At 71.8% G+C, this 14,331-nt stretch carries 2 protein-coding genes; both read right to left on the bottom strand.

Translation table 11 applies throughout. The features are described from left to right. Nucleotides 1–8,624: type I polyketide synthase (locus tag ACFVH0_RS39785; RefSeq protein WP_385828313.1), on the bottom strand; the 8,624-nt coding region annotated here is incomplete at its 3' end. A 76-nt stretch (nucleotides 8,625–8,700) separates the two neighbouring features. Continuing rightward, nucleotides 8,701–14,331: type I polyketide synthase (locus tag ACFVH0_RS39790; protein ID WP_385828314.1), on the bottom strand; the 5,631-nt coding region annotated here is incomplete at its 5' end.

Consider the following 14,331-nt stretch of genomic DNA (forward strand, 5'->3'; position numbering starts at 1 on the left):
TCACGCACCACAACCTGCGGCTCACCCAACCCAACCAAACCAGCCAACCCGGCCAACCCGGCCACACCACCGACACCGACAGCACCATCGGCATCGACAGCACCATCGGCATCGACATCCACCAGGACGATCCGACCCGGGTTCTCGGACTGGGCCGACCGGACGAGACCCCACACGGGCCCCCGATCGAGATCACCGTCAGTGGCGTCCACGGACACCGCGCCCCGGGTCACCACGACCAGGCGGGCATCCGTCTCGCTCTCCGCGGCCAGCCACTCCTGCAGCCGGGCCAGTGCGTGGGCGAGGTGATCGCGTACGTCCGTGCCCGCGTCGTCCAGGACGAGGACGGCCGGCTCGGCAGCACCGTCCGGCACCTGGGCCGGGGCGGTCGTCCGGACCCATTCGAGGCGGAAGAGGGAGTCGGCGCCCTCGGCGGGCGCGGCACCGTCCAACTGCTGTGCGGAGACCGGCCGGAGCACCAGCGAGCCGACGCGGCCCACGGGCGCGCCCGTGCCGTCGGCGAGATCCAGCGAGACCTTGCCGCCTTCGCCCACGGTCATCCGCACGCGCAGGACCGGTGATCCGACGGCGAACAGCTCGACGTCCGTCCAGGCGAAGGGCAGGCCCGGTCCCTCCATGCCGGAGAGACCGCCGCTGAGGCCGATCGCGTGCAGTGCGGAGTCCAGCAGTGCCGGGTGCAGACCGAACCTGGCCGCCTGCTCGCCGGCCTCCCCCGCCAGCTCGACCTCGGCGAACAGCTCTCCGTCACGGCGCCACACGGCTCGCAGGCCCTGGAACGCCGGACCGTAGCCGTAGCCGAGCTCGCCGAGGAACTCGTACATGCCGTCCACCGAGACGGCCTCCGCGTCGCGCGGCGGCCATTCGACGAGTCCGGCGGCGGACTCCCCGGCCCGCTCGGAGCCCTCGGCGACGACACCGGAGGCGTGCAGAATCCAGTTCTCGTCGCCGTCTGCGGCAGAGCTCGAACGAACGGTGACCGGCCGACGGCCGTCGGCCTCGGCCGCACCGACGACGATCTGCAGGATGCGGGCGCCGCGCTCGGCCAGCACCAACGGGGCCTGCAGTGTCAGTTCCTCCAGCACTCCACAGCCGACGCGGTCACCCGCGTGCAGCGCGAGTTCGACGAAGGCGGTACCGGGCAGCAGCACCGACCCCAGCACCGCGTGATCGGCGAGCCACGGGTGCGAGTCCAGCGAGAGACGGCTGGTGAAGAGGGAGACGTCCTCGCCCGCGAGCGCGACCGAGCCCACGAGCAGCGGGTGCTCGGAGGTGCTGAGGCCGACACCGGCGAGGTCGCCGGTGCGGTTGAAGTTCTTGGGCCAGTAGTGCTCGTTCTGGAAGGCGTAGGTGGGCAGGTCGACGCGCCGGGCGCCGGTGTTCGCGTAGTACGTCGCCCAGTCGACAGCCATGCCCCGGACATGCAGTTCGGCTACGGCGAAGGTCAGTGCCTCGGTCTCGGTGCGGTCCTTGCGCAGGGCCGGTACGAAGGCGGCGTCCTCGGTGACGCAGTCCTGGCCCATGGCGGAGAGGACTCCGCCGGGGCCCAGCTCCACGTATGTCGTGACGCCCTGGGACTCCAGGTGGCGCATCCCGTCGAGGAAGCGGACCGCCCGGCGGACGTGGTCCACCCAGTAGTCGGCCGTCAGCAGTTCCTCACCGGCAATTTCACCGGTCAGGTTGGAGACGATCGGTAGCCTCGGAGCCTGGAATGTCAGCCCCTCGGCCACCGTCTTGAACTCGGCCAGCATGGGTTCCATGCGCGGCGAGTGGAACGCGTGGCTGACGCGCAGCCGCTTCGTCTTCCCGAAGCCGGATGCGATGGCGAGTACGGCATCCTCGTCGCCGGAGATGACGACGGAGTCCGGGCCGTTCAGGGCGGCGATGGAGACACCGTCGGTGAGCAGCGGCAGCACCTCCGCCTCCGTGGCCTGGATGGCGACCATCGCCCCACCGGTGGGCAGGGCCTGCATCAGACGGCCCCGCGCGGCGACCAACGCCGCCGCGTCCTCCAGGGACCAGACACCCGCGACATGCGCGGCAGCCAGCTCACCGATCGAGTGCCCGAGGAGGAAGTCCGGGGTCACGCCCCAGTGCTCCAGCAGCCGGAACAACGCCACCTCGACCGCGAACAACCCCGCCTGCGTGTACACGGTCTGGTCGATCAGCTCCGACCCACCGAACACCACCTCCCTGACCGGCTGATCGAGATGCCGGTCGAGTTCGGCGCAGACCGCGTCGAACGCGTCCGCGAACACCGGGTACGCCTCGTACAGCTCGCGGCCCATCCCGGCCCGCTGCGAACCCTGACCCGAGAACAGGAACGCCGAACGACCGGAGCCCACGACACCCCGCACCGTGCCGTCCGCGATCGCTTCCAACTGGCGCAGTACGTACTCGGTGTCACCGGCCACGACCGCCGCCCGGCGGTCGAAGGCGGTGCGTGTCAGGGCGAGGGAGTAGCCGATGTCGAGCGGCGACAGGTCCGCGTTCTCCCGTATCCGCGCCAGCAGGCGTTCGGCCTGCCCTGCGAGGGAGGTCTCCGACTTGGCCGAGAGAATCCAAGGCACCACCGGCAGAAGGGACTTATCAGCCCCGGCCGAATCGGGTCCGGGCTGCGGCTCTTCCAGGATGACGTGGGTGTTGGTGCCGCTCACACCGAACGACGAGACGGCGGCACGGCGCAGTCGCTCGGCCGAGGCCGGCCAGTCCTGGGCCTCGGTCAGCAGCTCGACCGCGCCCGCCTGCCAGTCCACCTTCGTGGAGGGCCGGTCCACGTGGAGGGTCTTCGGGAGTACGCCGTGGCGCATGGCCATGACCATCTTGATGACGCCCGCGACGCCCGCCGCGGCCTGGGTGTGGCCGAGGTTCGACTTCACCGAGCCGAGCCACAGGGGCCGGTCCTCGGCGCGTTCCCGGCCGTAGGTGTTGATCAGCGCCTGGGCCTCGATCGGGTCACCGAGCCGGGTGCCGGTGCCGTGGGCCTCCACGACGTCGATGTCGGCGGAGTTCAAGCCGGAGCCGGCCAGGGCCTGGCGGATGACCCGCTGCTGGGAGGGGCCGTTGGGGGCGGTCAGACCGTTCGACGCACCGTCCTGGTTGATCGCCGAACCGCGGACGATCGCAAGGACCTCGTGGCCGTTGCGGTGGGCGTCCGAGAGCCGCTCGACGAGCAGCATGCCCACACCCTCGCCCCAGCCGGTGCCGTCGGCGGCGTCCGCGAAGGACTTGCAGCGGCCGTCGGAGGCGAGGCCCTGCTGGCGGCTGAACTCGGTGAACGACATCGGCGTCGACATGACGGTCACACCGCCCGCGAGCGCCAGGTCGCACTCACCCTTGCGCAGCGCCTGGGCCGCCAGGTGCAGGGCCACCAGCGAGGAGGAGCAGCCGGTGTCGATGGTCGCCGCCGGGCCCTCCAGGCCCAGGGTGTAGGAGATGCGGCCGGACAGCACACTGGCCGCGTTGCTGGTGAGGGTGGTGTCGGCGGCCTCGGCGGAGGCCATCAGGAGCGGTGCGTAGTCCTGACCGTTGGTGCCTGCGTAGACACCGGTCAGGCTGCCGCGCAGGGTCTCGGGGTCGATGCCGGCCCGCTCGAAGGCCTCCCAGGAGGCTTCGAGGAGCAGTCGCTGCTGCGGGTCCATCGCCAGGGCCTCGCGCGGCGAGATCCCGAAGAAGCCCGGGTCGAACTCGCCCGCGTCGACGACGAATCCGCCCTCGTCGATGTACGAGGTGCCGGGGCGGCCGTCCGGGTCGTACACGACGTCCATGTCCCAGCCGCGGTTCGCGGGGAAGGGGCTCATGGTGTCGGTGCCGGAGGACACGATCCGCCACAGGTCCTCGGGAGAGCCGATCCCGCCGGGGAAGCGGCAGCTCATCCCGACGATGGCGATCTGCTCGTCGTCCTCGGACCAGGCCGCGCGGACGACGGTCGGGGCGGCGCTCTCGATGCCGAGGAGTTCGATGCGCAGCAGCTCGGCGATCCGGGTGGCGTTCGGGTGGTCGAAGACGAGGGTGGTGGGCAGCTTGAGGCCGGTGGCTTCGGTGAGCCGGTTGCGGAGTTCGACGGCGGTCAGCGAGTCGAAGCCGAGCTCCTTGAAGGCGCGGCCGGGCTGGACCGCGTCCGTGCTCCGGTGGCCGAGTACGGACGCGGCCTCGCCGCGCACGAGGTCGAGGAGCTGCTGCTCCTGTTCGGCGGCGGGGAGCCCGCGGAGCCGGGTGCGGAGCGCCGAGCCGTCCTGGTCGGTGCCGGGCGCTGCCTCGTCCTTGGCGACGAGGGCGCGTGCCGCCTCGGGGATGTCGCCGATGAGCGGGCGCGACCGGGACAGGGCGTAGACGGGGGCGAAGCGCTCCCAGTCCATGTCGGCGATGCTCACGCAGGTTTCGTCGTGCTCGACGGACTGGCGCAGGGCCGCGATGGCGAGGCCGGTGGGCATGGCGGCGAGACCGCGGCGGGCGAGCTGCTCGCCGGCTTCGCCGCCGGACATGCCACCGCCGTCCCAGGCGCCCCAGGCGATGGAGGTGGCGGTGAGGCCGCGGGCGCGGCGGCTGAGGGCTAGGCCGTCGAGGTAGGCGTTGGAGGCGGCGTAGGCGGCGTGGCCGCCGCTGCCCCAGACACCGGAGTTGGAGGAGAAGAGGACGAAGGCGTCGAGCGATCCGTCGTCGAAGATGTCGTCGAGGTACGCGGCACCGAGGGTCTTGGCGGCCAGGACCTCGTGGAGCTGGGCGGCATCGAGGGTGAGGAGTTCACCGGTTCGGTCGACGCCTGCGGCGTGCAGGACGGCGGTGATCGTCTCGCCCGCCGCGCGGAGCCCGTCGATCAGGGTCCGCAGGCTGTCGTGGTCGGCGACGTCGCAGGCGGCGACGGTCACCCGGGCGCCCAGGGCGGTGAGTTCGTCGCGCAGCTCGGGCGCGCCGGGGGCTTCCAGGCCGCGGCGGCTGGTCAGTACGAGGTGCTCGGCGCCGGTCCCGGCCAGGTGGCGGGCGACGTGCGAGGCGATGGCACCGGTGCCGCCGGTGATCAGTACGGTGCCGCGCGGGGTCCAGTCGCGGGTGCCGGGGCGGCTGCCGAGCGGGGCCCGGGTCAGCCGGCAGGCGTGTGCGCCCGAATCGCGGAGGGCGATCTGGTCCTCGTCGCCGTCCGCGATCAGACCGGCGAGGCGGGAGGCGCCGCGGTCGTCCAGGTCGGCGGGCAGGTCGACGAGTCCGCCCCAGCCCTCGGGGAGTTCGAGTCCGGCGACCCGGCCCAGGCCCCAGACTGCGCTCTGTGCGGGGTCGACCTTGCGGTCGGAGGCGCCGACGGAGACCGCACCCCGGGTGACGGCCCACAGCGGCGCGGTCGCCCCGGCGTCGGCCAGGGCGCGGATGAGTGCGACCGTGCCCGCCAGGCCGGTGGTCACGCCCGGGTGGCCCGGGTGCGGCGCGGTGTCCAGTGCCAGGAGGGAGAGGACGCCCTCGGCTTCCGAGAGGTCTTCCGTGTCGGCGAGTTCGGCGAGGGTGGTGGGAACGGCCTCGGCGCCGTGCCGGGCCAGGGCTGCGGTGAGGGTCCGGGCCAGGGTGTTCCCGGTGTCGTCCGGGTTCTCCGGTACGACGAGCAGCCAGCGCCCCGACAGGGTGGCGTCGAGAGGCGTGGCGACGGGCTTCCAGGCGACTCGGTAGCGCCACGAGTCGATGGTGGAGTTCTCACGGCGCTGCCGGCGCCAGCTGACGAGCGCGGGAAGCGCTGCGCGCAACGGCTCGGCTTCGGCGGGCTCCAAGGCACCGACGAGGACTTCGAGATTGCCCTGCTCGACGGCCTCCCAGAAGGCGGCGTCGTCCGGGGCGGCCGTCTCGCCGAGCACGACGGCCGGGGACTCGGGCCAGTAGCGGGTGCGCTGGAAGGGGTAGGTGGGGAGGGTGGTGCGGGTGGCGCCGGTGTTCGCGAAGACGGCCGCCCAGTCGACGGTGGTGCCGTGGCAGTGCGCTTCGGTGAGAGAGGTCAGGAAGCGGTCGAGTCCGCCCTCGTCGCGACGGAGGGTACCGAGGGTCACCGCGTCCGTGTCCGAGTCTCCGATGGTGCCCTGGAGGCCGAGGGAGAGGACGGGGTGGGGGCTGACCTCGATGAAGACCGAGTGCCCGTCGGTGAGGGCGGTGCGGGTGGCCTGCTCGAACTCGACGGTCTCGCGGAGGTTGTTGTACCAGTAACCCGAGCCCATCTCCGTACCGCCGAGCAGTCCGCCGGTGAGGGAGGAGTAGAGGGTCGTGCCGCCGGTCTGCGGGGTGATGCCCGCGAGCAGCTTCGCCAGCTCGGCCTCGATCTCCTCGACGTGGGCGGAGTGCGAGGCGTAGTCCACGTCCACCTTGCGGGCGCGGATCTCGTTGGCCAGGCAGTCGGTGACCAGCTCGTCCAGAGCCTCCGGGTCACCCGAAACCACCACGGACGAAGGCCCGTTGACGGCGGCGATGGAGATCCGGCCGTCCCAGGTAGTGATCTTCTCCCGCACCCAGGACGCCGACTGGGCGACCGACACCATGCCACCACGCCCCGCGAGCGCGATGATCGCCCGGCTGCGCAGCGCCACCACCTTCGCCGCGTCGTCCAGCGACAGAATGCCCGCGACCGCCGCAGCGGCGATCTCGCCCTGCGAGTGACCGATCACGGCCGCCGGCTCGACACCGTACGAACGCCACACCTCCGCCAGCGAAACCATCACGGCCCACAGCACCGGCTGCACGACATCCACCCGGTCGAAGCCGGGCGCACCTTCCACGCCCCGCACCACATCCAGCAACGACCAGGCCACGTACGGCTCAAGCGCCGCCGCACACTCGGCCATCCGCGCCGCGAACACCGGCGAGGACTCCAACAGCCCCACCGCCATGCCTGCCCACTGCGCACCCTGACCCGGGAACACGAACACCGGACGCACCTCGGAGTCCGCCGCAACCCCCCGCACCACACCAGGAGCCGGACCACCCGCGGCGATCGCCTCCAGCGCAGCCACGAACTCCGCGTGCCCACCGGCCACCACACCGGCCCGGTACTCGAAACGCGACCGGGTCAACGCCAGCGAATACCCCAGATCAGCCACCGAAAGACCGGCATCATCACGGACCCGGGCCAGCAGACGACCCGCCTGAGCCTCCAGAGCCCGCGGCGACTTCGCCGACAGCACCCACGGCACCGCCGACAACCCGACCACCGGGCCCGAAGCACCCGCATCCCCCGAAACCTCCGGGGCCTCAGCGGCGGGCTCCTGCTCCAGGATCACGTGGGCGTTGGTGCCGCTGATACCGAAGGAAGAGACACCGGCACAGCGCGGGGCGCCCGTCTCGGGCCACTCCCTGTGCTCGGTGACGAGCTCGACGGCTCCCGCGCTCCAGTCGACGTGTGTGGACGGCTCGTCGATGTGCAGGCTCTTGGGCAGCACGCCGTGCCGCATGGCCAGGACCATCTTCATGACCCCGGCGACACCGGCGGCGGCCTGCGTGTGGCCGATGTTCGACTTCACCGAACCGAGCAGCAGCGGCCGTCCGGTCGGCCGCTCCTGGCCGTAGGTGGCCAGCAGGGCCTGGGCCTCGATCGGGTCGCCCAGCGAGGTGCCGGTGCCGTGCGCCTCGACCACGTCGACCCGGTCGGCCGAGATCTTCGCGTTGGCGAGGGCCTGGCGGATCACGCGCTGCTGGGCCGGGCCGTTGGGGGCGGTGAGGCCGTTCGAGGCACCGTCCTGGTTGATGGCGGAGCCACGGATGACGGCGAGGACGTCGTGGCCGTTGCGGCGGGCGTCCGAAAGGCGCTCCAGCAGCAGCATGCCGACGCCCTCGGCCATGCCCATGCCGTCGGCGGAGTCGGCGAACGCCTTGCAGCGGCCGTCGCGCGCGAGGCCCTGCTGACGGCTGAACTCCATGAGCCCGGCGGGGCTCGGCATGATCGAGGCGCCACCCGCCAGTGCCATGGCGCACTCGCCGTTGCGCAGCGCCTGGGCGGCCAGGTGCAGGGCGACCAGGGAGGAGGAGCACGCGGTGTCGAGCGTGACAGCCGGGCCTTCGAGGCCGAGGGTGTACGAGATGCGTCCGGACAGCACGGACGTGACGGTGCCGGTGAGGATGTAGCCCTCGGAGCCCGCGGCCCCGCTCAGGTCGCCGCCGTAACCCTGGCCCGCCGCGCCGACGAACACGCCGGTGGCGCTGCCGCCGACGGTCGTCGGGTCGATGCCGGCCCGCTCCAGCGCCTCCCAGGAGGTCTCCAGCAGGAGCCGCTGCTGCGGGTCCATCGCCAGGGCCTCGCGCGGCGAGATCCCGAAGAACGCCGGGTCGAACTCGCCCGCGTCGTGCAGGAAGCCGCCTTCGAGGGCGTAGATCTTGCCCGCGGCGGAGGGGTCGGGGTCGTACAGGTCCTCGATGTTCCAGCCGCGGTCGGCCGGCAGTCCGGAGATGGCGTCGCCGCCCGAGGACACCAGGTCCCACAGGTCCTCGGGCGTGTTGACGGCCCCCGGGTAGCGGCAGCTCATGGAGACGATCGCGATCGGCTCCGCTTCCTGGGACTCGACGTTGCGCAGGTGCTGGCGGGTCTGCTGCAGCTCCGCAACCACACGGGTCAGGTATTCCCGCAGCTTCTCTTCATCCGCCATCGAAACGTCGCTCCCGTCGGGTTCTAACTAAAAATGAGTGCGTGCTGCCGGGGTCGGAGGGTGAGGTCCGGTGTGGTCAGGAGAGCCCGAGGTCCCTGTCGATCAGATCGAACAGCTCGTCGTTAGTGGCAGATTCGAGTCCCGCCACAGCGCCGTCCCGATCGGCCGCCGATTCGTCCGTACGCCGGTCCTGGCTGAGCTTCGAGAGCAGGGCTTCGAGCCGCATGACAACCCTGACCCGGCCGATGTCGTCGCTGTCGCGGGCGGCGAGTGCCTGCTCCAGACGGTCGAGTTCGTCCACCGCCGGAAGGACCTGTTCCGCGGCGGCCGGCAGGATCTCGGCCTTGAGGAGGGCCGCGAGAGCGACCGGCGTCGGGTGGTCGAAGACCATGGTCGCCGGAAGCTTGAGACCGGTGGCCGCGCCGAGCCGGTTGCGCAGTTCGACTGCGGTCAGCGAGTCGAATCCGAGGTCCTGGAAGGCGCGGCGGGCCTCGATGTCCTGGGCCGACGCGTGGCCGAGGACTCCTGCGGTGTGTTCCCGTACCAGGTCCAGAACCAGCTGGTCCTGCTCGCTCTCGGGCAGCTCGGCGAGCTTCGCCCGCAGGGCGGGAGCCGAGCCCGAAGCCTCGGACGCCACCGCCGCCTGCTGCTCGTTGGCCTTCTTGACCTGCGGGATCTCCCCGATGAGGGGGCGGTCGCCGCTCATGGTGAAGACCGGTGCGAACCGTTCCCAGTCCATGTCCGCGAGGACCACCGCGGCGTCCTCGTGGTCGAGCGCCTCCTGCAGGGCGATCATGGCGAGTTCGGGCCGCAGCGCCAGCACACCGTGCCGGGTCAGCGCGCCCTCCCCCTTGTTCTCGTCGGCGCCGGCGGCCATTCCGCCTTCGTCCCAGGGGCCCCAGGCCACGGCCGTGGCGGGCACCCCGCGGGCCCGGCTCTGCTGGGCGAGCGCGTCGAGGTAGGCGTTGGCGGCGGCGTACACACCGTGGTCGCCCACGCCCCAGACACCGGCGACGGAGGTGAAGTACACCACCGCGTCGAGCCCGGCCGGGTCGAGGAGTTCGTCGAAGTGACGGGCTCCGGAGACCTTGCCGTTCGCGACGTAGGCTGCCGCTTCCGGACCGCATTCGGTCAGCGGGGCGAGCAGGCCGACACCGGCAGCGTGCAGCACCGTACGTACGTGGCACCCGTCCGCCGCGAGCCCGTCCAGCAACGCCTTGACGGAGTCCCGGTCGGCCACATCGCAGGCCGCGACGGTGACCCTGCTGCCGGTGGCCTCCAGCTCGGCCTTCAACTCCTGTGCACCGGTGGCCTTTTCACCGCTTCGACTGGTCAGGACGATGTGCTCGGCGTCGTTCGCCGCGAGCCAGCGGGCGACGTGCCCGCCGATGGCCCCGGTACCTCCGGTGACGATCACGGTGTCGGTGGGCCGCCACTGACGGCGCGCCTTCACGCCCGCGGTGGAGGCGGGGACGAGGCGTCGGGTGAAGACCCCGGAGGCCCGTACGGCCACCTGGTCCTCGACCCCGCCGCGCGGCGTTCCGGCGGCGGCCGTACGCTGCGCCAGCACGGAGGCCATCCGGTCGAGGGCGCCCGGGTCGGGCGTCTCGGGCAGGTCGACGAGTCCGCCCCAGAACGTGGCGTGTTCGAGGGCCACGACCCGGCCGAGACCCCACATCTGGGCCTGGACGGGCCGTGCGGGTCCATCGGTCTCGCCCACCGCGACGGCGGACCGGGTGACCGACCACAGCGGCGCGGTCGACTCCGCCTCGGCCATCGCCCTGACCAGGGCAAGTGCCTCGGTGAGCCCCGTCGGGAGCACCGCATGCCCACTGTGCGGGCGCTCGTCCATGGCCAGCAGGGACAGCACACCGCCGAGCTGCTGCCCGGCCGCCGCCGCACGAAGACGGGCGGCGAGGTCCGGCTCGTCCGCCGGCCGCAGGAGTTCGACCACCGCTCCATGCCCGGTGAGCGCGTCCGCGCAGGCCCGCACCAGTTCCTCGTCGGCGCCCGAAGCGGGGACGGCGAGGAGCCAGGTGCCGGTGAGGGCGGGCACGGTCAGCTCGGTGAGCGGCCGCCACACGATCTTGTAGCGCCAGGAGTCGGCGGCCGAACGCTCGCGGCTCTCCTGGTGCCAGGTGGAGAGCAGGGGCAGTACGTCGCCGAGCGCGGAGACCCGCGCGTCGTCGCCCCCGAGGTCGAGCGTCTCGGTGAGCGCGGTCAGGTCCGCCCGGTCCACGGCCTGCCAGAACGCGGCATCGACGGCACTGGCATCGGCGCTGCTGCTGCCCGCGCCCTGCTGCCCTTCCGGGCTGCCGAAGGACACCTCGGGCCAGTAGTGCTTGTGCTGGAAGGCGTAGGTGGGGAGGTCGACTCGTTGGGCGCCGGTGTTGGCGTAGTACGCGGCCCAGTCGATGCGGGTGCCTCGGACGTGGAGTTCGGCGAGGGCGGTGATGAGGGCGTCGGGTTCGGTGCGGTTCTTGCGCAGGGCGGGTACGAAGGCAGCGTCCTCGTCGCTGATGCAGTCCTGGCCCATGGCGGAGAGGACTCCGCCGGGGCCGAGTTCGAGGTAGGTGGTGACGCCCTGGGTTTCGAGGTGGCGGACGCCGTCGAGGAAGCGAACAGCCTGGCGGACGTGGTCCACCCAGTAGTCGGCCGTCAGCAGTTCCTCACCGGCAATTTCACCGGTCAGGTTGGAGACGATGGGCAGCTTCGGAGCCTGGAATGTCAGCCCCTCGGCCACCGTCTTGAACTCGGCCAGCATGGGTTCCATGCGCGGCGAGTGGAACGCGTGGCTGACGCGGAGCCGCTTCGTCTTCCCGAAGCCCGACGCGATGGCGAGTACGGCATCCTCGTCGCCCGAAATCACCACGGAGTCCGGGCCGTTCAGGGCGGCGATGGAGACACCGTCGGTGAGCAGCGGCAGGACCTCCGCCTCGGTGGCCTGGATGGCGACCATCGCCCCACCCGTGGGCAGGGCCTGCATCAGAAGGCCCCGGGCGGCGACCAACGCCGCCGCGTCCTCCAGGGACCAGACGCCCGCGACGTGCGCGGCGGCCAGTTCACCGATCGAGTGCCCGAGGAGGTAGTCGGGGGTCACCCCCCAGTGCTCCAGCAGCCGGAACAGGGCGACCTCGATCGCGAACAGCCCCGCCTGCGTGTACACGGTCTGGTCGATCAGCTCCGACCCGCCGAACACCACGTCCCTGACCGGCCGATCGAGATGACGGTCAAGCTCCGCACACACCGCATCGAACGCATCCGCGAACACCGGATACGCCTCGTACAGCTCCTGGCCCATCCCGGCCCGCTGCGAACCCTGACCCGAGAACAGGAACGCCGAACGGCCACCCTGCACAGCGCCACGGACGACGCCCGCCGCGGTACCGCCGGAAGCCAGGACCGTGAGCCCCCGCAGGAGTCCCTCGCGGTCGTCGGCCACCACCGCGGCCCGGTGCTCGAAGCGTGAACGTGTTGCCGCCAGGGACCAGGCCACGTCGAGCGGCGACGTGTCGGTGTCCTCGCCGATCCGGGCCAGCAGGCGCTCCGCCTGACCGGCCAGCGCCTCCTCCGACTTGGCCGACAGCACCCACGGCACCGTCGGCAGCGCGGCGGCCAGGGGCTCGGCCCGCTCGGGCTCGGCCTGCGGCTGCTCGATGATCACGTGGGCGTTGGTGCCGCTCACGCCGAAGGAAGAGACAGCGGCCCGGCGCGGACGGTTGCCCTGCTGCGGCCACTCGCGGGCCTCGGTGAGCAGTTCGATCGCACCCGATTCCCAGTCCACCTTCGTGGACGGGCGGCCGACGTTCAGCGTTTGCGGCATGATGCCGTGGCGCATGGCCATGATCATCTTGATGATGCCTGCGACGCCGGCGGCGGCCTGGGTGTGGCCGAGGTTGGACTTGAGCGAGCCGAGCCAGAGCGGTCGGTCCTCCGGGCGGTCCTGCCCGTATGTGGCCAGCAGCGCCTGGGCTTCGATCGGGTCGCCGAGTGTCGTGCCGGTGCCGTGGGCCTCGACGATGTCGACCTGGTCGGCGGAGACCTTGGCGTTGGCCAGGGCCTGGCGGATGACCCGCTGCTGCGACGGGCCGTTCGGGGCGGTCAGGCCGTTGGACGCGCCGTCCTGGTTCACCGCCACGCCGCGTACGACCGCCAGGACCTGGTGGCCCTTGCGGCGGGCATCGGAGAGCCGCTCGACGAGGAGCATGCCGACGCCCTCGGACCAGCCGGTGCCGTCCGCGTCGTCGGAGAAGGACTTGCAGCGCCCGTCGGCGGCGAGACCGCCCTGGCGCTGGAAGTCGAGGAAGGCGGTGGGCGTGGCCATGACGGTCACACCGCCGGCCAGCGCCATCTCGCACTCGCCCGAGCGCAGCGCCTGGGCGGCGAGGTGCAGGGCGACCAGCGACGACGAGCAGGCGGTGTCCACCGTCACCGCCGGGCCCTCCAGGCCCAGGGTGTAGGCGATACGGCCGGTCACGACGCTGCCGGTGTTCCCGATGCCCAGGAACGCCTCGACGCCCTCGGGCACGGAGCTGGGCGACGTTGCGTAGTCGTGGTACATCAGTCCGGCGAAGACGCCGGTACGGCTGCCGCGCACGGAGGCCGGGTCGATCCCGGCCTGCTCCATGGCCTCCCAGGAGGTCTCCAGCAACAGTCGCTGCTGGGGGTCCATCGCCAGGGCCTCGCGCGGCGAGATCCCGAAGAACGCCGGGTCGAAGAGCCCCGCGTTGTGCAGGAAACCGCCCTCCAGAGCGAGTTCCTGCTGGTCGGCGTCCGTATCGAGAAGCCGCTCCAGGTCCCAGCCGCGGTCGGTGGGGAAGGCGGAGATGCCGTCGGTGGCGGTGGCGACGAGGTTCCAGAGGTCTTCGGGGGAGGTGATGTTGCCGGGGTAGCGGCAGGCCATGCCGACGATGGCGATGGGTTCGTCGTCGGCGGCGGTGGTCGTGGTGGTCGTGGTCGTGGTGGTGGTTTCGCCGGTGAGTTCGTCGGCGAGGTGGTCGGCGAGCTGTCCGGCGGAGGGGTAGTCGAAGACGAGGGTGGCGGGCAGGCGCAGGCCGGTGACGGTGTTGAGGCGGTTGCGGAGTTCGACGGCGGTGAGGGAGTCGAAGCCCAGCTCGGTGAAGGCGCGTTCGGCGGGGACGGCGTCGCCGGAGGTGTGGCCGAGCACGGCCGCGACCTCGTTCCGTACGGTGTCCAGGATCAGCCGGACACGCTCGTCGGTACCGAGGGCCAGCAGGCGCTGCACGAACGCGGAGGACTGACCACTGCCGGCCCGGGCCGCACGACGGTGCGTCGTACGGATCAGACCACGCAACAGGGACGGGACCACGGGCGCCTTGCGGAAGGCCGCCAGGTTCAGGCGGACCGGGGCGAGGACCGCCTCGTCAACGCGGAACGACGCGTCGAAGAGCTCCAGACCTTGTGAGTGCGTGAACGGCGCGATGCCGCTGCGGCTCATCTTCTCGATGTCGGCCGCGTCGAGCCGGAGCATCCCGCTGTCGGCCCAGGGGCCCCAGGCGAGGGAGGTGGCGGGCAGGCCCTGGGCACGGCGTACGACGGCCAGGGCGTCCAGGAAGGCGTTCGCCGCGGCGTAGTTGGCCTGGCCCGCGGATCCCAGGACACCGGCAGCCGACGAGAACATCACGAAGAACGACAGATCCAGACCGGCCGTGAGCTCATGGAGATACCAGGCCGCATCGGCCTTCGG

It is taken from the genome of Streptomyces sp. NPDC127117 (assembly GCF_042677325.1).
Taxonomy (GTDB): Bacteria; Actinomycetota; Actinomycetes; order Streptomycetales; family Streptomycetaceae; genus Streptomyces.